The organism is Streptomyces sp. NPDC101227, assembly GCF_044767545.1.
Taxonomy (GTDB): Bacteria; Actinomycetota; Actinomycetes; order Streptomycetales; family Streptomycetaceae; genus Streptomyces.
This window is the reverse complement of the sequence record NZ_JBIWOD010000006.1, coordinates 269,465-293,856: the sequence shown is the minus strand read 5'-3', so window position 1 is coordinate 293,856 and position 24,392 is coordinate 269,465. Positions and strand designations below refer to the sequence as shown.

The window sequence follows — 24,392 nt, the reverse complement described above, 5'->3', positions numbered from 1 at the left end:
GAGAGGTGCGTACCTCGCGCAGGCGGGGCCGAGCGAAGCGAGGGTCCGGCATGAGTACGACGAGGGAGCCGGACGGGCTCGCGGAGCTGCTGCCGCAGTGGGTCAGGCTGCGGGACTCCGAGGATCCGGCGGACGGTGAGCCGCTGCGCGCGCTGCTGGCCGTGATCGCCGAGCAGGTGGACCGGGTGCGCGACGGCGTCGCCCAGCAGTACGACGACTGGTTCGTGGAGAGCGCCGCCGAGTGGGTGCTGCCGTACCTCGGCGACCTGGTGGGCTACCGCCCGCTGCCGGGGTACGAGCGGGTGCTGGCCACCGGGCTGCGGGACGGCGGGCTGCCGGACTCCTCGCGGCGGCGGCTGGCCGAGGCGCTGGCGCCGCGCCGCGATGTGGCGGCGACGGTCGCCAACCGGCGGCGCAAGGGCACCCTGGCGCTGCTGGAGGAGCTGTCCGAGGGGGTGGCGGGCTGGCCGGCGCGGGCGGTGGAGTTCTCCCGGCTGGTGGCGCACCAGCAGCCGGTGAAGCTGTACGGCTCCGGCACCGAGGCCGTCAATGCGCGGCGCGGCGGACGCGGACGGCTGGTGGACGTACGGGACGGCGCGGCGCTCGACCTGGCCGGCGGCCCGTTCGGCGCGGCGGCCCGGACGGTGGACGTCCGGCGCGTCAACTCCCGTCGCGCACAAGGGGGTTACACCCCGGCCGGTGTCGGCCTCTTCGTGTGGCGGCTGAAGCCGTACTCGGTGACGCGGGCGCCGGCGTACTGCATCGACCGGGCCCGCAACCTCTACACCTTCTCCATCCTGGGCAATGACACGGCGCTGGTGACCCGCCCGGAGCCGGAGCCGTCCGCCACGCACCTCGCGACGCTCGACAACGTCCCGGCCGCGATCCGCCGCCGGCAGCTGCACGACCGGCTCGCCGACTACTACGGGCCGGGGAAGAGCTTCGTCATCCGGCGGGACGGCGAGGACAATCCGGTGCCGCCGGCCGACATCGTCGTCGCCGACCTGAGCGACTGGCGCTACCGGCCCAAGCGCGGGCAGGTGGCGGTGGACCCGGAACGGGGGCGGATCGCCTTCGGTCCGCGGTCGGCGCCCCGGCAGGGGGTATGGGTGGACTACCACTACGGGTTCGGGGACGAGCTGGGCGGCGGGGAGTACCGGCGGGAGCGCCAGGACCCGGTGGACGCCGCCGTCTACCGGGTCGGGCCCGGCCAGACCTACCAGCGGATCATGGACGCGTACGCGGCGTGGCGGCACGACCGGCGGGGCGGGCGGTGCGGCCCCGACGGCGTCATCGAGATCACCCACAGCGGCGCCTATCAGGAGCAGCTGGACTTCGACCTGGACCCCGGCGACCGGCTGGAGCTGCGCGCCGCCGAGGGCACCCGGCCGGTGATCCGGCTGCTGGACTGGTACAGCAACCGGCCCGACGCCCTCAACATCCGGGCTGGGGAGCCAGATTGCGCGCCCGGCGAGCGGCCGCGGATGGTGCTGGACGGTCTGCTGATCACCGGCCGGGGGCTGAACGTCACCGGGCCGATGGGCTCACTGGTCCTGCGGCACTGCACCCTCGTACCGGGCTGGTCGCTGGAGCCGGAGTGCGATCCCCACTCCCCGGAGGAGCCGAGCCTGGTCCTGGACCGCACGACCGCGTGTGTGGAGATCGACCGGACGATCCTGGGCACGATCGAGGTCATCGGGGACGAGGTGAGCGAGGACCCACTGCCGATCCACCTCCGCGACTCCGTCCTGGACGCCACCGGCTCGGACCGCGAGGCCCTGTCGGCGCCCGACTGCCGGCATGCGCACGCGGTGCTGTACGCGCACCGGACCACCGTCATCGGCGAGGTCCACACCCATGCCGTGCAGCTCGCGGAGAACAGCATCTTCACCGGGCGGATGCATGTCGCCCGCCGCGGCACCGGCTGTCTGCGCTTCAGTTACGTCCCGCCGGGCTCGCGCACCCCGCGCCGCTACCGCTGCCAGCCGGACCTGGCGGGGCCAGGGGACACCGCGCGGGTGCGGCCGCTGCTGCGCGGCGAGCGCTACGGGACGCCGTGGTACGGGCAGTTGGCGGCCGGCTGCGCCCCGGAGATCGGGCGCGGCGCGGAGGACGGCGCCGAGATGGGCGCGTACCACGACCTCTACCAGCCGCAGCGCGAGGACAGCCTGCGGGCCCGGCTCGCGGAGTACACCCCGGCGGGGACCGACGCGGGGATCGTGTTCGTGACGTGATCGCCGTGCCTCAGACGTGATGCGCGCATCAGACGTGACTGCCGTGAACCAAACACCGCCGTGAACCAGCCGCCCGCTCCCGACCATCGATCCGACTTTCCGTACGAGGGGGACCCCTTCCATGCACGCTGATCTCTCCCGCATCACCTACCGGCCGGAGCGGCACTACTCCGCGGTGATCGCCCAGCAGGGCCGCGTCCAGCTCGACGCCGACGCCAACGAACAGACCGCGATCCAGCTCTTCCAGGCCCGTACGCTCGCCGCCGATCTGATCGGGCAGCACGCCGGGCCGAGCGGCGCCACCGGCTTCAAGATCGACCTCCAGGCCCGCAGCCGCGAACTGGACGACCTGGTCATCGGCGGCGGCCGCTACTACGTGGACGGCATCCTGATCGACGCGACCCGGCCGGCGCCCGGCGTGCCGGTGTCCGCGGCGGGCGCCGGGGAAGGAGACGGGGCCGAGCAGGCGGCGGAGCACGAGGGCGAGGCCGCGGCCGAGCCGGAAGCACCGCCCACCGCCTGGTCGTACTGGGACCAGCCCGACGGCTTCCGCGACCCGGAGCGGCCCGGCGACCGGCTGCCCGGTCAGTTCCCGTACCTGGTGTATCTGAAGGTGTGGGAGCGCATCGTCACCGCCGCCGAGGACCCGGCGCTGCGCGAGGTCGCGCTGGGCTCGGCGCTGCCGGACACCGCGGCCCGCACGAAGGTGGTGTGGCAGGTGCTGCCGTTGCCCGGCACCGAGCTGGGCCTGGAGGGCGAGAACCCGCCGGTCGGTGACATCCGCAAGGCGTTCGACAAGTGGGCGCGGAAGCAGTCCGCCCCCGCCTCCCGGCTCGCGGCGCGCAGCGAGCGCCCGGACCATGCGGACGACGACCCGTGCCTGGTCAAGCCGGACGCGCGCTACCGCGGGCCGGAGAACCAGCTCTACCGGGTCGAGGTGCATGACGCGGGCGCCGCGAAGGACGCCACGTTCAAGTGGTCGCGGGAGAACGGCTCCGTCACCTTCCCGGTCGATGAACTGGACGGCACCTGGGTCGCGTTGGCGACCCTGGGCAGCGACGACAAGCTGGATCTGAACGTCGGCGACCTGGTCGAGTTCGTGGACACCGCCTATACGAGCCGGGGTGAGGCGCTGCCGCTGCTGCGGGTCGAGGAACTGGACCTGCCGGGGCGGCGGGTACGGCTCTCGGACGAGCCGGCGGCGGGCGTCGGCCGGCGGCCCGAGCTGCATCCGTACCTGCGCCGCTGGGACCACCACGAGAGCGGCGTCCGGCAGGCCTCCAAACGGGGCGCGAAGGGCGGGCGTCTCCAGCACGGTGCGCTGCCGGTGGAGGAGGGCGGCTGGCTGCCGCTGGAGGACGGCGTCGAGGTGTATTTCACGCCCGGCGGCACCTACCGCACCGGCGACTTCTGGCTGATTCCGGCCCGTACGGCCACCGGGGGCGTGGAGTGGCCGACGGACGCGGCGCGCCGCCCGCTCCTCGAGCCGCCGTCCGGGATCGCCGTGCACCACGCGCCGCTGGCGTGGATCCACGGCGAGCAGGCGGTACCCGATCTGCGGCTGTCGTTCCGGCCGCTGGGGGCGGACATCCAGGCGGCGGACGACGCGGCGCGGGCCGCGGAGGAGGCGGCGCGGGACGAGGAGAACGCCGCGGAGTCGGGCGCGGAGTCCGGCGGGCAGGGAGAGTCGGCGGGCGATGCGGAGGCGCCGCGCGTGAGCCGGTCGCAGACGACGGCCGCGGCCGAGGCGGCGGTCGACCAGGACTCCGGGGAGGTGGGCTGATGGCCACCCCGCTGACCGCGTCCCAGCTGCTCAAGGCGCTGCGCGACGAGGGCCTGGTCGTCCATGAGGTGCGTAGCTGGCGCACCCACAACCGCAACTCCAAGGGCCGGTGGGGCCCATTGCACGGGGTGATGATCCATCACACCGTCACCCAGGGCATCAAGAACTCCGTGGACCTGTGTTACGACGGCCATGCCGATCTGCCGGGACCGCTGTGCCACGGCGTGATCGACAAGCGGGGCGAGGTGCATCTCGTCGGCAACGGACGCGCCAATCACGCCGGTCTCGGCGACCGCGATGTACTGGAAGCGGTGATCAACGAGACGGAGCTGCCGCCGGACAACGCCGCCGACACCGACGGCAACCGCCACTTCTACGGCTTCGAGTGCATCAACCTCGGCAACGGCGGGGACCCGTGGCCGGAGGAGCAGAAGGTGGCGATCGAGAAGGTCTCCGCGGCGATCTGCCGGGCGCACAAGTGGAGCGAGCGGTCGGTGATCGGCCACAAGGAGTGGCAGCCGGGGAAGGTCGATCCGCGCGGCTTCACGATGGACGGCATGCGGGAGCGGATCAAGCGGCGGCTGGCGAAGGCGCCGGAGGGACCGTCGGGCGGCGGGGACGGCGACAAGGACGGCGGGGACGCCGGGCGTCCGGTGCCCCCGAAGCCGGAGTATCCGCCGTACGAACCCTTCCCCGGCAGTGGCTTCTTCCGCTCCGGGGAGCGCAGTGCGGTGCTCACGGCGATGGGCGAGCGCCTGGTGGCCGAGGGCTGTGGCCACTACAAGAACGGGCGGCCCGGCCCGGACTGGAACGAGGCCCACCGCAAGTCGTACGCGGCCTGGCAGCGCAAGCTCGGCTTCTCGGGCAAGGACGCGGACGGGGTGCCGGGGAAGGTCAGCTGGGAGCGGTTGCGGGTGCCCAACTCGTAGCCCGTTGGCGGTAGGTGATGTCGGCGGTCAAGGCTGTCGGTCATTGGCGGTGGCCGACACCGGAGGTCGGTGGCCGACACCGGAGGTCGGTGGCCGACACCGGAGGTCGGTGGCCGACACCGGAGGTCGGTGGCCGACACCGGCGGGCCCGGAAACGCCGAGGCCGGGCGGCTCTCCCCCACAGAGAACCGCCCGGCCGTTCAGGAGCACCGGAGATGATCCGGCGCGATCCGTGTCACCGGCGTGCGGTGACGTGGCCCGGTCCGACTGCCACCGCCGTGACGGAGGGACCGGGGCTACCTTCGGCCGGGGTCACCGGCCGAAGGGGTTCAGACGCCCTGGACGGGCAGGTTCGGCACGCCCGGCAGAACCGGGAGGGCCGGGATGTTGGCGGCGTTGGTCAGGTCGCCGAGGTTGGCGGGCACGGCCGGGACGGCGGGGACACCGGGGACGGCCGGGAGGGCGGTCACGTCGGTCAGGTTGGCCGGGACGGCGGGGACAGCCGGGACGCCAGGGACGGCCGGGAGCTGCACCGGGGCCGCGCCCTGCGCGCCCGCGGCGGCGTTGGCGGCGATGTTCCGGCCGTCGGCCGTCACCACGGTGACCACACCCTGCGCGAACGGGGTGGCGTCGGTGGCGACACCCTGCGCGAACGGGGTGGCCTGGGCGCCCACACCCTGCGCGAAGACCTGCGCACGGCCGCCGACGGAGGTCGCGAACGGGGTCGCCTGGGCGGCCGCGTCGCCGGCCAGCTGACCGGCGCCGCCCACCGCGTTCTGGGCGACCGGCACGACCTTGACGACGATCCGCCGGGCGACGGGCGGCAGCACGTCGGCGGCGGTGTTGTCGACGGTCGGGCGGACGGTGGCCAGGGCACCCTGGGCCTGGGTCGTCAGCTGCTCGGGGCGGACACCGGTGCCGGCGAGGGCGGCCAGCAGGTTGGTGGCCGAGCCGGGGGCCGAGGGCAGCGCGGGGGCCTTGGGCAGGCCCTTGGTCAGGCCGTCGAGGCCGACGGCGGGGACGCCCGGGGCGGTGGGCAGCGAGGGGGTGCCGGGCAGGTTCGGGACGGCGGGCAGCGCGACGTTGGGGAGCTGACCGGCCTTGTCCAGCTTGGCGGCCTTCTTCAGGGCCTTCTTGGCGGCCTTCTGGGCCTTCTTCACGTCGGCCGTCTTCTGCAGGTCACCGGCGTCGGCGTGCGGCAGACCGCCGCCCACCAGCTTCTGCACGCCGTCCGCGGCACCGGTCACGTCGCCGAGCTGGGGAAGCTTGCCGGTGGGCAGCTGGTCGGTGGACACACCGCCGCCGAGGACACCGGTCGCCTTGCCGGCCGCGCCGCCGACCGTCGTCTTGGCGGTCTTGGTGACGCCGTCGACCGTCTTGGTGGCCGTGCCGGCCACATCGCCGGTGGGCAGGCTCTTCGCGGCGTCGGTCACCGTACCGGCGACGGGCAGCTCCGGGGTGGCGGGCAGCTCGGCGGCGTTGGCGGCTACGGAGCCCAGGGCCCACAGGCCGGTGGCGGCAGCGGCAACGACGATGGAACGGCGAATGTTCGAGCGCATGGTGGTGAAGTCCTTCGAATTCAGGGGTGTTGGGCAGACCTGTCCCGCCCCCGCGCGGCAGGTCGGTGAAACAGACGCGGAGCGGTCTGCCCTAGCCGGGGAATTCGAGGATGTCTTCGGCCCTGCGGCGCGTCGGGGCGCCATCGGCCGTACGGACGCCACCGGGCAGCAGCCGGAAGCGTGCGGGATCCGCCGGGGCGGCGGCGTGCAGGTCCCCGCCACGGGGGCCGTGGCCGTCACCCGCGGAGTGCGAGGTGGGCGCCACCGGGCCCTGCGGGAACTGTCCCGGCAGGCCGTGGTGTCCCGGTCCCTGGTCCCGCTGCTGGTGCAGGGCGGGCCGGGGGTGCCGGACGGCCGTACGCGGGCCGTCGGAGCAGCGCGCCGGGTGCAGCGTGGCGGTGGCGGCATCGGCCGGGCCGACGGTCACCGAACCGGCCGGCTGCGCGCCCTGCGGCGCCTCGCCGTTCCCGGGCGTGGTGCCGTCGCCGGGCCGTCCCGCGTGCTCACCGGAGGGGAGCCGTACGGGCAGCGTGGCGCCGACGGTGGTGCCGATCTCCCGTACGACACCGGTGACCGGCCGGGTGACCGGGTCGGTGACCGGGGCGGTCCGCTCGGCGGCGGGCCGTACGGCCTGGACGACGGCCGCCGAAGCGGTGTCCGTGTCCCCGGTCAGCTTCGCGCCGGCCGCCTTGCCCTGCCGCTGGAAAGCGTCTCCCGAGCCGGACAGCCGGTCCGCCTGGGCGGCTCCGTCCCGGGTGGCGGCCCGGTCCGGGGCCCGCTCCGGGGACGACGCCCCGGTCAGGGCCGGTCTGCCCGTCCGGTCATCGGCGTGCGCGCCGGGACCGAAGGCGAAGCCGAGGGCGACGAACGCCACCAGGAAGAGCCCCGCCAGCAGCGCACGCCGCGCGGCCACCGTGCGCGTCAGGCGCACGGTGGCAGGCAGAGCGAACACAGCAGACAAGGAGGGGACCTTCCCATACGGACGGGGACACGCGTCCGCGCGGATGCGCAGTGGTGGTGTCACTCTCGTCGCGGGCGATCGAGCGATGGGCTGATCCTCGCATGACCAGCCAGGTCTCTGGCAAGTCCCCCCGGTGCTCCTGTCACCGTTGCTCCGCCATGTCCGGTATGGGCAGCGGCCGTTTCTCGATGGCGGCCGCCATCACGTCGGGGAAGAGGTCCGGAGTACACGCGAACGCCGGTGCGCCCAGGGCCGCGAGCGCCGCGGCGTGCTCGCGGTCGTAGGCGGGCGCGCCCTCGTCGGAGAGGGCGAGCAGCGTCACGAACTGCACCCCGGCCGCCTTCATCGCGGCGACCCGCTTGAGCATCTCGTCGCGGATGCCGCCCTCGTAGAGGTCGCTGATGAGGACGACGACGGTTTCGGCGGGGCGGGTGATGCGGGACTGGCAGTAGGCGAGCGCGCGGTTGATGTCCGTGCCGCCGCCGAGCTGGGTGCCGAAGAGGACGTCGACCGGATCGTCGATCTGGTCCGTCAGATCGACGACCGCGGTGTCGAAGACGACCAGCCGGGTGTCGATCGCCCGCATCGAGGCCAGCACCGCGCCGAAGACCGAGGCATAGACGACGGAGGCGGCCATCGAGCCGGACTGGTCGATGCAGAGCACCACTTCCTTCTTCACCGACTGGGCGGCCCGGCCGTAGCCGATCAGCCGCTCGGGGACGACCGTGCGGTACTCGGGGAGGTAGTTCTTGAGGTTCGCCCGGATCGTGCGGTCCCAGTCGATGTCGCGGTGCCGGGGGCGGTTGATGCGGGCGGAGCGGTCCAGCGCGCCGGTGAGGGTGGCGCGGGTGCGGGTCGCCAGCCGCTTCTCCAGCTGCTCGACGACCTTGCGGACGACGGCCCGGGCGGTCTCCTTGGTGGTCTCCGGCATCACCTTGTTCAGCGAGAGCAGGGTGCCCACCAGATGCACGTCCGCCTCCACGGCCTCGAGCATCTCCGGCTCCAGGAGGAGGGAGTTGAGGCCGAGCCGGTCGATGGCGTCGCGCTGCATCACCTGCACCACGGAGGACGGGAAGTACGTACGGATGTCGCCGAGCCAGCGCGCGACGGAGGGCGCCGAGGCGCCGAGCCCCGCCGAACGGCGGCCGCCGTCGGTCCCCTTGCCGCTCTTGCCCTGGCCGTAGAGCGAGGCGAGCGCCCGGTCCATGGCGGCATCCCGGCCCCGTAGCTCGCATCCGGTGCCGTCCGCGCCGTCGCCTCCGAGCGCCAGCCGCCAGCGGCGCAGGCGCTCGGCCTCGGCGGTCGCGGGGTCGGCGGCCGCGGCGTCGGGCGTCGCGGGGTCGGCGGTCGCGGGGTCGGTCGTCGTGGCGGTCATGTCCGTGCCCCCGTGAGGTCGGTTTCCGGTCGTCGGGTGGTGTGCCGGGGCCGGCCGCCGTCCGGGTCGATGCCCAGCAGGAGGCGCAGGGTGGGGAGTACGGCCGCGGCGCGGTCGCGGTCCAGCCCGGGGCCGAAGCCGGGGGCCGCGGCGTCGGTGGTGGCACCGGCCGGGTCGCGGCGGGGGCTGCCTCCCGCCCGGGAGGGGGCCGCGGGCCCGCGGCGGACCAGCTCGCCGAGGGTGCGCCGCACTCCGGACTCGTACTCGGCGAAGGTCCGGCGCAGCAGCGGCAGCACGTCCGTGAACGCGGCGGCCGGCACGCTCGTCAGCCAGCCGTCGACCAGCGCCAGCAGGCGTTCGTCGTGGACCAGCAACATGCCGCCGTCCCCGCCGCCGACGAAGCCCTCGATCCATCCGGCGGCGTCTGCGGGCGGTGTCCCCGGCGAGAGGGCGAGGCCCATCAGCCGCTCCGCGCCGTCGTCGCCGAGCTGTCCGTCGTCCAGGAGGAGCCGGGTCGCCCGCCCCCGGATCAGCCCGGGTACGGCGTCCCGTCCGCTGACCGACCGCAGTACCGCGGCCCACCGGGGCCGCAGGTCCGCAGGTCCGCCCTCCGGCCGGCCGTCGGCCTCGAGCTGGCCCAGGAGGCCGACCGCCTGATGGGTGGCATCGAGATGGCCGCGCATCTCGGCGGCGCCGTCGTCGTCCAGTCCGACGCAGGCCGGCGGCAGTCCGACGAAGACCCGCTCGGCCAGGCCCAGCGCCACCTCGCGCAGCGCCGCGCCGTCCGTGCCGCGCACATCGCCGTACCGCACGGACCGCACGAGGGCGGGCAGCGCCTGGGCGAGGTGGCCTACGTCCGCGTCCAGTGCCGCGCGGTCCGACAGCGCCTGCATCACCACGGGCAGGGCATCGGGGAGTTCGGCGAGCAGGCAGAGCTCGGCGAGCGCCGTCACCTCGGCGAGCGAGGCCGCGCCGACCGCCTCCGACGCGGCCTTGGCGGTGGCGGCGGACACCACGGTGGTGCCCCAGATGCCGGCCTCGGCGACCCGTACGGACAGTTCCGGCTCCCAGCGCAGCAGCCAGGTCTCCCGGAAGGTGCCGGTGCTGCCGCGGGAGCGGGTGGGTTCGCCCCAGGGGATGCCGAGCAGCCGCAGCCGGTGCAGCAGCCTGCTGCGCCCGGCGTCGGTGTCCTTGCGCAGATCCAGCTCCACCTCCCGCTCCAGGGCCTCCGGCTTGAGCCGCAGCGCCCGCTGGCTGCGGGCGAGGTCGCGCTGCAAGGGCACCGCGGGGGCGTCCTCGGGCACCTCGCCGAGCACGTCGCCGACCACCAGCCGGTCGTGGATCAGCGAGGACGGGGCGTCGGAGCCGTCGCCCATGACGGCCCGGATCGCGTCATCGGCCTCCGCGAGCCCGGCCAACGGGCGGCCGCGCACCGCGGCCAGTCCCTCGGCGAGCCGCACGGCCTCGATGACATGCGCCGACGAGACGGCGTAGTCCTCGTCCCGCAGCACCCCGGCGACCTTGGTCATCCAGCGGGTGAGGGGGCGGTCGGGGGAGCCGAAGAGATGGCCGTACCAGCCGGGCGAGGCGATGCCGGCGCCGTAGCCGCTGCGCCGGGAGAGCCGGCGGTGGGTCCAGGGCACCCAGGTCACCGCCGCCTTCGCCTTGGGCAGGCCCTTGAGCAGTTGGCGGTCGGCGGTCACGGTGCTGCGGCGGGCCAGCGCCGGGACGTGCCAGGCCCCGCACACCACGGCGACGTTGTCCCCGAACTCCCGCCGCGCCTCGCGCAGTCGGAGTCGCATGTGAGCCTCGCGCACCAGGTCGCGATCGGTCCCGCCGTCGCCGTCGCCGTCGCCATACACCTCGCGCAGCGCGCCCATCGCCTCGGCCAGCGCCGCGAACGGCGCCAGCGCGTCGCCGGCGGGCCCTCCCCCGGTCCCCTGCCCGCGGTGCTCGACGACGTCCTCCCACCAGCGCTCGGGGTCGTCGTAACCGGCGGTCTCGGCCAGGACGCCGATCGGGTCGATCCGGACGTCACCGGCGTCGGCTTCCGCCGATGCCCCGCCCCGCCCGCCCTCCGCCTCGGCTTCCTCTTCGGCTCCCGCTCCCGCCTTGGCCTCCGCTCCCGCCTTGGCCTTCTCCTCCGCCTTGGCCTTCTCCTCCGCCTTGGCCTCCGCCTCGGCCGTCATGGCCAGGGAGTGTGCCGCCGGCAGATCGATGAACCGGACCGGGAGGTCGCGCTCCAGCGCCCAGCGCAGCGCCACCCACTCCGGGGAGAACTCGGCCAGCGGCCAGAACGCCGCGCGGCCGGGATCGTCCAGTACGTGGGCGAGCAGCGCGACCGGCGGCCGCATGTCCTTGTGCAGGGCCAGCGGCAGCAGCTCGTCCGCCTCCGGCGGGCCCTCGATCAGCACCGCGCTGGGCGCTGCCTGCTCCAGGGCGGCCCGCACCGCCCGGGCCGACCCGGGGCCGTGGTGCCGCACCCCGAGCAGCACCGGCTCCGCCGCGCTTTTGGCGGTCATGCGCTCACCTCGCGGCAGGCGCGGTAGAAGTCCTTCCAGCCGTCGCGCTCGCGCACCACGGCCTCCAGGTACTCCTGCCATACGACGCGGTCAGCCGCCGGATCGCGGACGACCGCGCCCAGGATGCCGGCGGCCACGTCCCCGGGGCGCAGCACGCCGTCCCCGAAGTGCGTGGCCAGCGCCAGGCCGTTGGTCACCACCGAGATGGCCTCGGCCGTCGACAGCGTGCCGGAGGGCGACTTGACCTTTGTGCGGCCGTCGGCGGTGATGCCGGATCGCAGCTCGCGGAAGACCGTGACGACGCGGCGGATCTCGTCCATGCCCTCCGGGGCGGCCGGCAGATCCAGCGAACGCCCTATCTGCTCGACCCGCCGCGAGACGATGTCCACCTCTTCGTCCGGTGTCGCGGGCAGCGGCAGCACCACGGTGTTGAAGCGGCGGCGCAGCGCGCTGGAGAGGTCGTTGACGCCGCGGTCGCGGTCATTGGCAGTGGCGATCAGGTTGAAGCCGCGGACGGCCTGCACTTCCTGCCCCAACTCCGGGATGGGCAGGGTCTTTTCGGACAGGACCGTGATGAGGGTGTCCTGGACGTCGGCCGGGATGCGGGTGAGCTCCTCGACCCGTGCGGTCATGCCCTGCGCCATCGCCCGCATCACCGGGCTGGGCACCAGGGCCTCGCGGCTGGGGCCGTTGGCGAGCAGCTGGGCGTAGTTCCAGCCGTAGCGGATCGCCTCTTCCGGGGTGCCGGCGGTGCCCTGCACCAGCAGGGTGGAGTCGCCGCTGACGGCGGCCGCCAGATGCTCGGACACCCAGGTCTTGGCCGTGCCGGGCACGCCCAGCAGCAGCAGCGCGCGGTCCGTGGCGAGGGTGGTCACGGCGACCTCGACGATCCGCCGCGGGCCGACGTATTTGGGTGTGATGACCGTGCCGTCCGCGAGCGTGCCGCCGAGCAGGTAGGTGGCGACCGCCCACGGCGAGAGCTTCCAGCGCTCCGGCCGCGGGCGGTCGTCGGCCGCGGCGAGGGCCTTCAGTTCGTCCGCGAAGGTGTCCTCCGCATGCGGCCGCAGCGCCTCTTCGTTCGCTGTCGTGGTGGTGTTCTCGGACCCGGCTGACTTGGCTGACATGGCTCCCCCTCGTCGCAGAAAAGACCGCAGAAAACTCGTCGCGGAAAACGCGTCGCACGCTACGCGGCCGGCGCCGCGAAACCCGCCGGCCGCTTGCTGGAATCAAGCCTGCACCACACCACTGACAACGACCCGGAAACTGCCCCTGACCTGCGGCTTCAACGCGGATCACAGACCGTTGTCAGTGGCGGGTCGTAGCGTCGGAGACATGAATCCGCAGGGGGAACGCTGGACGACGGATCAGGTGCTCGCGCTGGCGCCTGACGACGCCTCACGCAAGGCGGGCGGCAAGCTCGCCTCGCCCGGACCGTGGTCGGAGACGGGCACGGACCGCGGCGCGGTGTGGGGGCTGTGCAAGGGCAGCGGCAAGAAGCCGTACCAAGCCGTCATCGACATCGAGGGGCCCGCCTTCAAGTGCAGTTGCCCGAGCCGCAAGTTCCCGTGCAAACACGCGCTGGGGCTGCTGCTGCTCTGGGCGGGTGAGGCCGCCGCCGTTCCGGACGGGGAGCCCCCGCAGTGGGCGGGCGAGTGGCTGACCGGGCGCCGGGCCAAGGCGGAGCGGGCCGCGGGTGCGGCGGACGGGGGCGGTGCGGCGGCCCGGGCGCCGGCCGATCCCGAGGCCGCCAAGCGGCGGGCGGATCGCCGGTTGCAGCGGATCGGCGCCGGCGCCACGGAGCTGGAGCAGCGCCTGGAGGATTTGCTGCGCACCGGCCTGGCGGCGGCGGAAGGTGCCGGCGGGGGAGGCTCGTGGGACGAGACGGCCGCGCGCATGGTCGACGCTCAAGCGCCCGGACTCGCCTCGCGGGTACGGGAGTTGGCGTCGGCCGTGGCCTCCGGGGCGGACTGGCCGGCCCGGCTGCTGGAGGAGTGCGCCCTGCTCCATCTCCTCGACCAGGGCTTCCTGGGAAGGGAGCGGCTGCCGGCCCCGCTCGCCGCGACGGTGCGCTCGCGCGTCGGCCTCACCACCGATGCCGCGGACCTGCTGACCGGCCCCGATGCGACGACGGTCCGGGACCGCTGGCTGGTGCTCGCCCAACAGGACAGCGACGACGGCAAGCTGACCACCCGCCGGATCTTCCTCCGCGGCGAACGGACCGGCCGGATGGCGCTGCATCTCTCCTTCGGCGGCCAGGGCCGCCCCCTGGACCTGGCCCTGCCACCCGGTCTGATCCTCGACGCGGACCTGGCCTACTACCCGGGCGCCCGTCCGCTGCGCGTCGCCCTGGGCCGGCGGCACACCCCGGCGGCCCCCGGCCCGGTGCCGCCCGGCTGCGGCATCGATGCCGCCCTGGCCGCGTACGGCGATGCGCTGCGCGACGATCCCTGGCTGGATTCCTGGCCGGTGGTGCTCGCCGATGTCACCCCGGTCCCGGCCCGGGACGGCGTGGGCTGGCAACTCGCCGACGCGGACGGGGAGTCGGCGCTCCCCCTCGACCCGCGGTGTCTGGGCCGTACGGGCCTGTGGCAGCTGGCCGCCATATCGGGCGGCGCGCCGATCACGGTCTTCGGCGAATGCGGCCACCGCGGCTTTCTGCCGCTGACCGCCTGGGATCCCGCCCCGGTGTCCCTGTGACCCGCCGGCCGGCCGCGCCGCCGACGCCTCCCGTACACCGCCGCCCGACCCCCGGAGGGACCCCATGACGAACACACCCCCGAAGACCGCGACCACCACGACCACCACGGCCGCCACAACCACCGCGACCACCGCGACGCCCCCGGCCTGGGAGGCCCTGGTGAGCGCCGCCCTGCTCGGTACGGAGCGGCGCACGCCCCCGGTGCCGCTGCGGGCGGGGCAGAGCGCGGCGGCGGCGCTGCTCGCCGCCGCCGCCATGAGCACGGTCCGCCGCCGCGCGGCGCTGCGCCCGGCCCTGGCCGGCGAGCGGCCCGCCGTGGCCCCGGCCGACCCGCGGCCCCCGCTGCCGGACGCCGCGCGGCGCCGGCTGTCGCTGCTGCTCGCCGACCGTGGCGGCGCCGGTGGCGGCAGCCGCCGCGGCACGGCCCCCGACCTCACCGAGCTGCTGCCCCAATGGCTGGCCGCCGCCCAGGAGTACGGCTATCGCGCCCCCGGGGCGCTGCTGCCCGCGCTGCTGGACGCCGCCCGCGCCCGTACGGACCTGCGGCCCGCGGCGCTCACCCTGGCGGGCCCGCGGGCGCTGTGGCTGGCCCGGCTCAACGACGACTGGAAGTTCGCCCTGCGCGGCACCGGCGGCGGCCCGGCGGCCGTGCCCGACGACGACCCCGAGGGCGTACTGCGCCTGTGGGAAGAGGGCCTGTTCGCCGAACGGGTCGCGCTGTTGACGGCGCTGCGCCGCCGCGACCCGGCCACCGGTCTCGGACTGCTCGGCGCCACCTGGGGCACGGAGCGCGCCGAGGACCGCCTGATGTTCCTCGATGCGCTGCGCGAGGGCCTGTCCACGGCCGACGAGCCCTTCCTGGAACAGGCGCTGTCCGACCGCAGCCGCAATGTCCGCGCCACGGCGGCCGAGCTGCTCTCCGCGCTGCCCGGCTCCGCGCTCGCCGGCCGGATGGCGGAGCGGGCCCGCGCCCTTGTCTTCCTGGACCCGGCGGCCGGACCGGTGATCACCGTCGAGCCGCCCCGGGAGTGCGATGCGGGGATGCAGCGGGACGGCGTGGCGCTCAAGGCGCCGTCCGGGCGGGGCCAGGGCGCCTGGTGGCTGGGCCAGTTGCTGGAGGCGGCCCCCCTGGACGGCTGGCGCGAGCAGTTCGACGGCCGCGGCCCGGCGGAGATCGTCGCGCTGCCGGTGGCCGACAACTGGCGGACGGAGCTGCACGACGCCTGGTGCCGCGCCGCTGTGCGTCAGCGCAACGCCGACTGGGCGCGGGCGCTGCTGGGCACGCCCGCCGCCCCGGACCGGGCCACCGAGGTGGCACCGGCCGGCTCCTCCCGGGACCTGGCCAAGCTGCTGGCCATACTGCCCGAGGACGAACGTGCCGCGTGGGTGGCGGAGTTCATCGCCGCGCACGGCCTCTCGGACGCCTTCCGGATGCTGGGCGTGTGCGCCGTGCCCTGGGCCGAGCCGCTGGGCCGGTCGGTCGTGGACGCGCTGGACATCGCCCGGGACGCGGGCAGCTATCCCTGGAGCTTCAGCGGGGTGATGGGGCTGGCCGAGCGCTGTCTGGACCCGGCCGCCGCGGACCGTCTCGACATGCTCACCGCCGTGACGGACGAACCCGAGGGCGCCTCCCCGGGCTCCGGCGGATACTGGTCCGAGGCCTTCCAGCGCCTGGTCGGCACGCTGCGCCTGCGCGCCACCATGCACGCCGAACTCACCGGGTCCGCCGCCCCGCCGGCCGCGGCCGGCGAGCCCGTCCCGGCCGCGTCATGACCACCCGCCGCCCCCGGGGCCCACACCATCGCGCGGGCCCCGTACGCCGGCCACCCGCCACCGGGTCAGGAGCCGGCTCAGACCGCCGACGACCGCACGTTCGCGTTGACCCACTCGACGATGGAGGTGGTCGTGGCGCCCGGCGTGAAGATCTCCGCGACGCCCTGCGCCTTGAGCGGCGCGATGTCCGCCTCCGGGATGATGCCGCCGCCGAAGACCTTGATGTCCGCCGCGTCGCGCTCCTCCAGGAGGGCGATCACCTTGGCGAAGAGCGTGTTGTGCGCGCCGGAGAGGATCGACAGCCCGATCGCGTCGGCGTCCTCCTGGATGGCGGTGTCGACGATCTGCTCCGGGGTCTGGTGCAGCCCGGTGTAGATGACCTCCATACCGGCGTCGCGCAGCGCCCGTGCGATCACCTTGGCGCCCCGGTCATGACCGTCCAGCCCCGGCTTGGCCACCACGACCCGGATCGGCCCCGGCCTACCCGCCGCGGCCTGGCTCTCCGCTTGCGCACCCTCATGCCGAGCCACACTCATCACTGCCTCCAAGCCAAGTACGGCACGCGCCGGGCGGTGCCGCCGAGCCGACAATCGATCGCGCGGCCACGATCGGCGGCCACGAGCGTGAACGAACGTTATCTCCAGCATCCCGTACCCAGCCGTTTCGTGACATCCGGCGAGGGGGAAATCACACATGGGACACGTTCGCCACGCGCCGCGTCCCGTGTGTCGCACAGCCACGGGACGGCGCAGCGCACACGGCGACGGACGCACGGGAAGCCGCAGCCGGGCCACCATCACGCCGTTGAGCGCGCCTCCCGCATGCCCTCCGGGAGGTCGACCATGCAGCCTGCGCTCCCCGCGCCTCCCCCCACGCCCCTCCCCCTCCCCACCCATCCCCCCTCCCTCACCCTCTTGCTCCGCAGCACCGTCGTGGACCTGGTGGTCCTCGCCGGCCATCTGCTCCTCTACCCCACCGGCATTTCCCAGGAGCAGCCCATCGCTCTTCCCACGCCCGCCACGCCCGGCGACGGGAGTGCCCCCCTCTCGAGAGAAGTCGAGAGCGGGGGAACCCCATCGCTGCTGCCGACGGAAGGACGCGCCCATCCGCCGGTCCTCCTTCTCCATGGCTTCATCGACAACCGCTCGGTCTTCGTCCTGTTGCGCCGCGCGCTGCGCCGGCACGGCTGGCGCCACCTCGAGGCGCTCAACTACTCCCCGCTGACCTGCGATCTCCGCAAGACCGCCGAGCTGCTCGGCCGCCATGTGGAGGCCGTGTGCGCCCGGACCGGTCACCGCCGGGTGGACATCGTGGGCCATAGCCTCGGCGGGCTCATCGCCCGTTATTACGTCCAGCGCCTCGGCGGCGACGCCCGCGTCCGCACCCTGATCACGCTCGGCACCCCGCACTCCGGCACCCGCATCGCGCCCCTGATGTCGGCGCACCCGATCGTCCGCCAGATGCGGCCCAATTCGGAGGTGATAGCGGAGTTGTCGCTGCCGGCACCGAATTGCCGGACGCGGTTCATCGCTTTCTGGAGCGATGCGGACCAGGTGATGGTGCCGGCCCGGACGGCCCGAATCGATCACCCGGATTTGCTCGCGCAGAACGTCCATGTCTCCGGTATCGGACATCTCGCGCTACCGGTCAGCGGCACCGTAGCGGCCGGAATACGCCAGGCGCTGACCTCGAAGCGGGGCACGGAGGGCAGAGAAAACGCCATTTCGGTGGCCTGAATGCATCGCACGCAACGCCGCGGCACCCCCCGCGCGCGACTGGATCTTGGCGTTTCTTCGAACAAGCATCGAACGACGCGCCAAGAACTCGCATACGCGCTCCCGAAAGGCGGCCAAATGCCCCTTCTCGTCGAGTCGGAAACCTGTTGAAGATTGTCGCCGTTGCGTACCGCCGGGTACAGTCGCCGCTAATTCTCCTGCTGCCGAGGCGAAAGAGAAGTTGGTGAACGACCGTCACCCATCGGGCTACCCGGCCTATGACTCCTACGGGCAGCAGCACTCCGCGTCCGGATACCCCGAGTACGACGACGGCGACCCTCTCTTCGGCTCGCTCCCCGGCTCGTACGACACGGGCCGGTACGACGCCGTCGGCCATGACACGGGCACGTACGAAGCGGCTGCGACCGGCACGTACGAGACGGGTACGTACGACACCGGCACTTACGGGACCGCCGCGTACGACACGGGTGCGTACGGCACCGTCTCCTATGACACCGGCACGTACAACGGCGGCGCGTACAGCCCCTCGGCCTACGACACCGGCACCTATGAGACGGGTCAGTACGACACCACCGGCTACGACACGGGCACGTACGACGCCCTCGGCTACGCCACCGGCAGCTACGCAACGACCGGCGCCTACACCCCTGATGGCCATGGCACCGGCGGCTACGAGACCGGCGTCCCCGACGGCTACGACCCGTACGCCCACACCGCATACGAGAACGCCGGGCACGAGCCGTACCCGCAGCACGATCAGCACGATCAGCGTTATCCGGAATACGAGCAGTACGCGCAGCACCCGCAGTACGAGCAGCCCGCGTACGGCACCGGTACGTACAGCGCCGACGGCTACGGCACCGGCAGCTACGCCACCGGCGGCTACGACACCACCGGTTACGACGCCGCCGGCCATGACGCTCCCGGCCATGACACCGCCGATCACGCCACCACTGATCACGCCACCGGCAGCTTCGAGGCCACCGCGATCTGGTCCACGACGGACCGGGACCTGATCGCCGACATCCCCACGCAGGCCGGCCCCACGCCCTACGAATCGGTGCAGTTCGAGGCCGAGATCCCGGCTCCCGCAGAGGCGCCCGACGACGCTCACCAGCCCGTTCCCGACGCCCCCGACGCCGCGTCCGTGGCCGAGGCGATGACCCAGGCCATGCCGGTCACCCCCGCGGCCCCCGCCGCGCGGCGGGTCGCCGGGCCGGCGCCGGGGAAGGCCGTGCGCGGCCGGGGCCGCCGCCGTACCGCCAAGCGCTCGGCGCTGCTGACCGTCGCCGTGCCCTCCGTCGCCGCCATGGGCGTGTGCGCGGCCGCGGCCGCGTCCGTCACCGGCTTCGTCGGGGACGACAAGAAGGACGACAAGCCCGCCCAGGCCGCGGGAGACCCCGGGTCGGTCAAGGCGTCCGCGGCCAACGCGAAGCTCGACACCCAGCTCGCCGGACTCAGCGCGGACGCCCGGGACTTCGGCGACCGCGCCAACCGCACCCAGGAGCGGATCGACCTCAAGGAACGCCAGGCCCTCGCCAAGCAGCGCGCGGAGGAGGAGGCGGCCCGCAAGGAGGCGCTGCGGCCCAAGTTCGTGCTGCCGGTCACCCAGCACGGACTGAGCGCGCTCTTCGGCCAGGCCGGCGTGAACTGGATGTCCGTACACACCGGGATCGACTTCCCGGTCAGCTACGGCACCCCCGTCATGGCCGCCACCGACGGCACCGTACGCACCCAGTGGAACTCCGCCTACGGCAACATGGCGATCGTGACGGCGCCCGACGGCACGGAGACCTGGTACTGCCACCTCAGCAGCACCAAGATCCGTTCCGGTTCGGTCAAGGCCGGGGAACAGATCGCGTATTCGGGCAACTCCGGCAACTCCACCGGCCCGCATCTGCACTTCGAGGTACGGCCCGGTGGCGACTCGGCGATAGACCCGATTCCGTGGCTGCACAGCCACGGCCTCAACCCGGATTAACCGGCGCCCACTTCGGCTGACGTACCGCAGGGGCCCCGCCGCGTACCGCTACGCCGAGGCCCCGCCGCGTACCGCTACAGCTTCTCCACCGGCGCGTACCGCAGCAGCAGCCGCTTCGGCTTCTCGCCGCCGAAGTCGATGGTCGCCTCGGCGTTGTCTCCGCTGCCCTTGACGCCGACGACCGTGCCCAGGCCGAAGCTGTCGTGCGTGACGCGGTCGCCGACGGCCAGCGAGGCCACCTGCCGGTCCGTGGCCCGGCGCGTGGCGAAGCCGCTCGGCCCCTTGGCGCGCGACGAGGACAGCGAGGACCCGATGCCCCCGCCGAAGCCTCCCCCGCCACCGCCACCGCGCGACGACAGCCCGCCCATCGAGGCGGACGGCGTGGCGGGACCCGTGCGCCGCCACTCGACATAGTCGTCCGGGATCTCCTCCAGGAAACGCGAGGGCGGGTTGTACGAGGGCTGGCCCCAGGCGCTGCGCATCGTGGAGCGGGTGACGTAGAGCCGCTCGCGGGCGCGCGTGATGCCCACATAGGCGAGCCGGCGCTCCTCTTCCAGCTCCTTGGTCTGGCCCAGGGAGCGCATATGCGGGAAGACGCCGTCTTCGAGGCCGGTGAGGAAGACGACCGGGAATTCCAGGCCCTTGGCGGTGTGCAGGGTCATCAGCGTGATGACGCCGCTGCCGTCCTCGTCCTCGTCGGGGATCTGGTCGGAGTCGGCGACCAGCGCGACCTGCTCCAGGAAGTCGGAGAGCGTGCCCGGGTTCTCCTCGCCGCGCTCCTGCTCGAACTCCAGGGCCACGGAGGCGAGTTCCTGGAGGTTTTCGATCCGGGTCTCGTCCTGGGGGTCGGTGGAGGACTGGAGCTCGGCGAGATAGCCCGTGCGCTCCAGGACGGCTTCCAGGACCGTGGCGGGCCCGGCGCCGGACTCCACGATCGTGCGCAGCTCCTCCATGAGGACGTTGAAGCGCTTGACGGCGTTGGCGGAGCGGGCGGCCATGCCGTACGCCTCGTCGACGCGGCGCAGCGCCTGCGGGAACGTGATCTTCTCGCGGGAGGAGAGGGCGTCGATCATGGCCTCGGCGCGCTCGCCGATGCCGCGCTTGGGGACGTTCAGGATCCGGCGCAGCGGGACGGTGTCCTCGGGGTTGGCGAGCACCCGCAGATAGGCGAGGACGTCGCGGACCTCCTTGCGCTCGTAGAAGCGCACGCCGCCGACGACCTTGTAGGGCAGCCCGACCCGGATGAAGATCTCTTCGAAGACGCGGGACTGGGCGTTGGTGCGGTAGAAGACGGCGACATCGCCGGACTTGGCGTCTCCGGCGTCCGTGAGCCGGTCGATCTCGTCGGCGACGAACTGCGCCTCGTCGTGCTCGGTGTCCGCGACATAGCCGGTGATCTTGGGGCCGGCGCCGGCGTCGGTCCAGAGGTTCTTGGGGCGGCGGTTCTCGTTGCGCTCGATGACGGCGTTGGCGGCGGACAGGATCGTCTGCGACGAGCGGTAGTTCTGCTCCAGCAGGATCGTGGTGGCGTCCGGGTAGTCCTCCTCGAACTGGAGGATGTTGCGGATCGTGGCGCCGCGGAACGCGTAGATCGACTGGTCGGCGTCACCGACGACGCACAGCTCGGCGGCGGGCATCTCGTCCGTGCCCGGGCCGACCAGCTCGCGGACGAGGGTGTACTGGGCGTGGTTGGTGTCCTGGTACTCGTCGACGAGGACATGGCGGAAGCGGCGGCGGTAGTGCTCGGCGACATCCGGGAAGGCCTGGAGCAGATTGACCGTCGTCATGATGATGTCGTCGAAGTCCAGGGCGTTGGCCTCGCGCAGCCGCGACTGGTACATCGCATAGGCCTCGGCCAGGGTCTTCTCGAAGCCGTCGGCGGCCGTCCCGGCGAAGGTCTCCTCGTCGATGAGCTCGTTCTTGAGGTTGGAGATCTTCGCGCTGAAGGACTTGGGCGGGAAGCGCTTGGGGTCCAGGTCGAGGTCGCGGCAGACCAGGGCCATCAGGCGCTTGGAGTCGGCGGCGTCGTAGATCGAGAAGGACGAGGTGAAGCCGAGCTTCTTGGACTCGCGGCGCAGGATGCGGACGCAGGCGCTGTGGAAGGTGGAGACCCACATGGCGTTGGCGCGGGGCCCGACGAGGTCCTCGACGCGCTCCTTCATCTCGCCCGCGGCCTTGTTCGTGAACGTGATCGCGAGGATCTGGCCGGGGTGGACATGGCGCTCGGCGAGCAGATGCGCGATGCGGTGGGTGAGCACCCGGGTCTTGCCGGAGCCGGCGCCGGCGACGATCAGCAGCGGGCTGCCGTGATGCGCCACGGCGGCCTTCTGCTCGTCGTTGAGCCCCTCGAGCAGCGCGGCGGGGTCGACGACGGGGCGGGCGGCGCCGTCGCGGTAGTACGCCTCCTGGGGCACCGGTGCGTCGAAATTCCCGTGGAACTTTCCGTCGAAGAGGTCAGCGGGAATCTCCTCCGGGGCCGGGCCGTGCTCGTCCTCGGGGGGCGGCGGGGGCTCGTCCTCGTGCTTGGGGCCGAGGTCCGCCAGGAAGCTGTCGTCAAAGAGGCTGCTCATCGCCCACCGAGTCTAGGCCGCCGCACTGACAGCCCGCCGCCACCTCTCCAGATCCGGCCCCCGGCCCGCGGCCCGCATCCCCGAGATCGCGTTAAGGTCACAAAAAGGTTTCGGGCATATCGAACATCAGCCTTCACAGGAGTCACACGAGTTGGCTACCGTGCCTGCTCGGGCAGCCCGTTTCCCCGCGGACGACAGCGTCTGCACGGGCCGCCTCCGCCGAGTCCGGCCCTGCCACCAGGCACCCGGAGCCGGGGACCCACCAGCACCACCGGGGTGAATCGGCCGGTGCGGCCGCCAGCAGCGGACGCATCGACCGTAGGGCAAGCCTTCCGTCATCGACACCGCCCGAACCCGACAGCTAACCCGGTAGGCGGTCCACGGAAGGAGTCGCCGGCCTTGGCGTCGCACCGCAAGCCGCGCACCCGCATACTCACCTCGCCCGGGAGCCGTCGTACGGCCGCCGGGCTCACCACTGCCGCCCTCGCCTCGGTCACCCTGCTCTCGCAGTCCGCCGACGCCGCCCCCAGGGCTCCCAAGCCCACCATCGAAGAGGTCAAGCAGAAGGTCGACGGGCTCTACCGTCAGGCCGAGGTGGCCACCCAGAAGTACAACGCCGCCAAGGAGGGCGCCGAGCACCAGCGCGCCACCGTCAACGGCCTGCTCGACGCCGCCGCCAAGCGCGCACAGAAGATGAACGAGTCCCGGCGCGAGCTGGGCACCTTCGCCTCCGCGCAGTACCGCACCGGCGGGATGAACCCCACGACGCAGCTGATGCTCGCCAAGGACCCGCAGGAATTCTTCGACCGTACGCACCTGATGGAGCGGCTCACCGGCCGGCAGAAGCAGGCGGTCACCGACTACCAGGAGCAGCAGGCGGCCGCCGCCCGGCAGCGGGCCAAGGCGACCTCCAGCCTGGAGCAGCTCCAGAGGACGCAGACCTCGCTGCAGGAGTCCAAGCGGTCCGTCCAGGAGAAGCTGGCCGAGGCGCGGCAGCTGCTGTCCCGGCTGACCGCGCAGGAGAAGGCGCGGCTGGCGGAGCTGGAGCGCCAGAAGGAGGCGGCCGCCAAGCGCCGGGCCGATGAGCTGGCGCGGCAGCAGGCCGAGAAGGCGCGCCAGCAGGCGGAGAAGGAGCGCCAGCAGCGCCAGAGCGGCGGCAGCACGACGGGCGGCGGCTCGACCGGTGGCGGCTCCACCAGCGGCGGGTCGACCAGCTCCACCCAGGTGGAGAAGGTGCTCGCCTTTGCCCGCGCCCAGATAGGCAAGCCGTACGTCTGGGGCGCGACCGGCCCGAGCTCCTACGACTGCTCGGGCCTGACCGCGGCGGCGTGGAAGGCGGCCGGGGTCGATCTGCCGCGTACGACGTGGGACCAGGTCAAGGTCGGCCAGCGGGTCGCGACCAGCGACCTCAAGCCCGGTGACCTGGTGTTCTTCTTCGACGACATCAGCCACGTAGGCATTTACATAGGCGACGGCAAGATGATCCACGCACCGCACCCGGGCGCCAACGTCCGGGTGGAGTCGATCTACTACGACCCGATCTACGGGAGCGTGCGGCCGGCCTGAGCGGCGGCTGAGCGGCTGGTTCGAACGACTTCGCCCCCTACGGGGCTCCCCTAAGGGGGCCGCAGGCCCCTACCGCACAACTGCCCCGGACCCACCCCCCACACGCCACCGCGCGGTCGTCCTCTCGAAGGGACGACCGCGCGGTGAGCCGTATGTAGCGGGTGCCCGGTCCGGGGGCCGGGGTGGACGCCGGAGCCGAGGTGCGGGCGTCGAAGCCGGGTTCCGGGCGGCCGGAGCCGAACTCCGCAGGGCCGGTCTCAGGTCCAGAGCACCGCGATGAAGATGTTGGCCATCGTGAGCCCGCCGACGGCACCGAAGAGCGGCTTGGCGATCTTCTCCTCGTCCCGCTTGACGTAGACCAGCGCCAGGATCACCACCAGGACGGCCATCTTGATGGCGATCTTGATGTTGTTGACCGGCTGGTCCTGGGCCTGGTTCAGCCCGACCAGCACGATGCCGGTGACCAGCATCGTCAGCGCGCCGTGCAGCATGGCCGGCACGAAGCGGGCGGCCCCCGCGCTCATCGCCTTCATCTGGGTGAGGAAGCCGCCCAGCAGGGAGGCGATGCCGATGATGTGCAGGCCGACGAAGATATTGATTACTACGTCCATAGTGCGGGATCGTATCCGCCGCATATCACGCGCCTTCCGGCAGGGCGCCGGTAATCGCCGCTTCGATCATGGCAGGCCGCGCACGGCCCCGTAC

16 protein-coding genes and 1 riboswitch are annotated in these 24,392 nt (G+C 73.2%); of the genes, 8 read left to right on the top strand and 8 right to left on the bottom strand.

The genetic code is table 11. The features are described 5' to 3' along the window. Window positions 1–50: 50 nt before the first annotated feature. The 3 genes from ACIRPT_RS16390 to ACIRPT_RS16380 all read left to right on the top strand — a co-directional run bounded on the left by ACIRPT_RS16390 (window position 51) and on the right by ACIRPT_RS16380 (window position 4,946). On the top strand, window positions 51–2,234 hold the full coding sequence (locus ACIRPT_RS16390) for a hypothetical protein (protein ID WP_403827521.1): 2,184 nt from the start codon (window positions 51–53) through the stop codon (window positions 2,232–2,234). A 121-nt stretch (window positions 2,235–2,355) separates the two neighbouring features. After that, complete coding sequence (locus ACIRPT_RS16385; RefSeq protein WP_403827519.1) at window positions 2,356–4,017, top strand: DUF6519 domain-containing protein; 1,662 nt, start codon at window positions 2,356–2,358, stop codon at window positions 4,015–4,017. Beyond that, a complete protein-coding gene (locus ACIRPT_RS16380; protein WP_403827517.1) occupies window positions 4,017–4,946 on the top strand; it encodes a peptidoglycan-binding protein in 930 nt (309 codons plus the stop codon). The genes ACIRPT_RS16385 and ACIRPT_RS16380 overlap by 1 nt, the downstream gene beginning before the upstream one ends. A gap of 329 nt (window positions 4,947–5,275) precedes the next feature. On the opposite strand, the gene ACIRPT_RS16375 is transcribed toward ACIRPT_RS16380, so the two are convergent. The 5 genes from ACIRPT_RS16375 to ACIRPT_RS16355 all read right to left on the bottom strand — a co-directional run bounded on the left by ACIRPT_RS16375 (window position 5,276) and on the right by ACIRPT_RS16355 (window position 12,487). Continuing rightward, complete coding sequence (locus tag ACIRPT_RS16375; RefSeq protein WP_403827515.1) at window positions 5,276–6,505, bottom strand: hypothetical protein; 1,230 nt, start codon at window positions 6,503–6,505, stop codon at window positions 5,276–5,278. Between the two features lie 91 nt (window positions 6,506–6,596). Further along, window positions 6,597–7,466 carry a hypothetical protein gene (locus tag ACIRPT_RS16370; RefSeq protein ID WP_403827513.1) on the bottom strand — a complete coding sequence of 290 codons (870 nt, stop codon included), beginning with the start codon at window positions 7,464–7,466 and terminating at the stop codon, window positions 6,597–6,599. 142 nt (window positions 7,467–7,608) lie between these two features. Next, the gene (locus ACIRPT_RS16365; protein ID WP_403827511.1) at window positions 7,609–8,841 is read right to left on the bottom strand and encodes a VWA domain-containing protein; all 1,233 of its coding nucleotides are present in this window, start codon (window positions 8,839–8,841) and stop codon (window positions 7,609–7,611) included. Then, entirely contained in the window at window positions 8,838–11,363 is a 2,526-nt protein-coding gene (locus tag ACIRPT_RS16360) for a DUF5682 family protein (protein WP_403827509.1), read from the bottom strand. Before ACIRPT_RS16360 ends, ACIRPT_RS16365 begins: the two co-directional genes overlap by 4 nt. Beyond that, complete coding sequence (locus ACIRPT_RS16355) at window positions 11,360–12,487, bottom strand: AAA family ATPase (RefSeq protein ID WP_403827507.1); 1,128 nt, start codon at window positions 12,485–12,487, stop codon at window positions 11,360–11,362. Before ACIRPT_RS16355 ends, ACIRPT_RS16360 begins: the two co-directional genes overlap by 4 nt. Before the next feature lie 208 nt (window positions 12,488–12,695). On the opposite strand from ACIRPT_RS16355, the gene ACIRPT_RS16350 reads away from it, so the two are divergent. Together ACIRPT_RS16350 and ACIRPT_RS16345 are read left to right on the top strand one after the other, a co-directional pair. Next, window positions 12,696–14,060: an SWIM zinc finger family protein gene (locus ACIRPT_RS16350; RefSeq protein WP_403827505.1), complete on the top strand. Its 1,365-nt coding sequence runs from the start codon at window positions 12,696–12,698 to the stop codon at window positions 14,058–14,060. A gap of 64 nt (window positions 14,061–14,124) precedes the next feature. Then, window positions 14,125–15,834 (top strand): DUF5691 domain-containing protein, encoded by a 1,710-nt coding sequence (locus tag ACIRPT_RS16345; protein ID WP_403827503.1) that lies wholly within the window; start codon window positions 14,125–14,127, stop codon window positions 15,832–15,834. Between the two features lie 77 nt (window positions 15,835–15,911). Here ACIRPT_RS16345 and ACIRPT_RS16340 read toward each other — a convergent pair whose 3' ends face one another. Beyond that, complete coding sequence (locus tag ACIRPT_RS16340; RefSeq protein WP_403512328.1) at window positions 15,912–16,370, bottom strand: cobalamin B12-binding domain-containing protein; 459 nt, start codon at window positions 16,368–16,370, stop codon at window positions 15,912–15,914. Window positions 16,371–16,676: 306 nt separating this feature from the next. On the opposite strand from ACIRPT_RS16340, the gene ACIRPT_RS16335 reads away from it, so the two are divergent. Next, window positions 16,677–17,570: an esterase/lipase family protein gene (locus tag ACIRPT_RS16335; RefSeq protein ID WP_403827501.1), complete on the top strand. Its 894-nt coding sequence runs from the start codon at window positions 16,677–16,679 to the stop codon at window positions 17,568–17,570. A gap of 223 nt (window positions 17,571–17,793) precedes the next feature. Then, complete coding sequence (locus ACIRPT_RS16330; RefSeq protein WP_403827499.1) at window positions 17,794–19,551, top strand: peptidoglycan DD-metalloendopeptidase family protein; 1,758 nt, start codon at window positions 17,794–17,796, stop codon at window positions 19,549–19,551. A 74-nt stretch (window positions 19,552–19,625) separates the two neighbouring features. Here ACIRPT_RS16330 and pcrA read toward each other — a convergent pair whose 3' ends face one another. Beyond that, window positions 19,626–22,121, bottom strand: a complete 2,496-nt coding sequence (gene pcrA, locus ACIRPT_RS16325; RefSeq protein ID WP_403827497.1) for a DNA helicase PcrA — start codon at window positions 22,119–22,121, stop codon at window positions 19,626–19,628. 207 nt (window positions 22,122–22,328) lie between these two features. Further along, window positions 22,329–22,513: riboswitch (cyclic di-AMP (ydaO/yuaA leader) on the top strand. A 7-nt stretch (window positions 22,514–22,520) separates the two neighbouring features. On the opposite strand from pcrA, the gene ACIRPT_RS16320 reads away from it, so the two are divergent. Beyond that, on the top strand, window positions 22,521–23,687 hold the full coding sequence (locus ACIRPT_RS16320; RefSeq protein ID WP_403827495.1) for an NlpC/P60 family protein: 1,167 nt from the start codon (window positions 22,521–22,523) through the stop codon (window positions 23,685–23,687). A gap of 257 nt (window positions 23,688–23,944) precedes the next feature. Here ACIRPT_RS16320 and ACIRPT_RS16315 read toward each other — a convergent pair whose 3' ends face one another. Next, window positions 23,945–24,298 (bottom strand): hypothetical protein, encoded by a 354-nt coding sequence (locus ACIRPT_RS16315; protein WP_403827493.1) that lies wholly within the window; start codon window positions 24,296–24,298, stop codon window positions 23,945–23,947. Between the last annotated feature and the right edge of the window lie 94 nt (window positions 24,299–24,392).

Coding starts and splice junctions, on each gene's coding strand:
- ACIRPT_RS16390 (WP_403827521.1), top strand. CDS start 51: ATGAGTACGACGAGGGAGCCGGACGGGCTCGCGGAGCTGCTGCCGCAG.
- ACIRPT_RS16385 (WP_403827519.1), top strand. CDS start 2,356: ATGCACGCTGATCTCTCCCGCATCACCTACCGGCCGGAGCGGCACTAC.
- ACIRPT_RS16380 (WP_403827517.1), top strand. CDS start 4,017: ATGGCCACCCCGCTGACCGCGTCCCAGCTGCTCAAGGCGCTGCGCGAC.
- ACIRPT_RS16375 (WP_403827515.1), bottom strand. CDS start 6,505: ATGCGCTCGAACATTCGCCGTTCCATCGTCGTTGCCGCTGCCGCCACC.
- ACIRPT_RS16365 (WP_403827511.1), bottom strand. CDS start 8,841: ATGACCGCCACGACGACCGACCCCGCGACCGCCGACCCCGCGACGCCC.
- ACIRPT_RS16360 (WP_403827509.1), bottom strand. CDS start 11,363: ATGACCGCCAAAAGCGCGGCGGAGCCGGTGCTGCTCGGGGTGCGGCAC.
- ACIRPT_RS16355 (WP_403827507.1), bottom strand. CDS start 12,487: ATGTCAGCCAAGTCAGCCGGGTCCGAGAACACCACCACGACAGCGAAC.
- ACIRPT_RS16350 (WP_403827505.1), top strand. CDS start 12,696: ATGAATCCGCAGGGGGAACGCTGGACGACGGATCAGGTGCTCGCGCTG.
- ACIRPT_RS16345 (WP_403827503.1), top strand. CDS start 14,125: ATGACGAACACACCCCCGAAGACCGCGACCACCACGACCACCACGGCC.
- ACIRPT_RS16340 (WP_403512328.1), bottom strand. CDS start 16,370: ATGAGTGTGGCTCGGCATGAGGGTGCGCAAGCGGAGAGCCAGGCCGCG.
- ACIRPT_RS16335 (WP_403827501.1), top strand. CDS start 16,677: ATGCAGCCTGCGCTCCCCGCGCCTCCCCCCACGCCCCTCCCCCTCCCC.
- pcrA (WP_403827497.1), bottom strand. CDS start 22,121: ATGAGCAGCCTCTTTGACGACAGCTTCCTGGCGGACCTCGGCCCCAAG.
- ACIRPT_RS16315 (WP_403827493.1), bottom strand. CDS start 24,298: ATGGACGTAGTAATCAATATCTTCGTCGGCCTGCACATCATCGGCATC.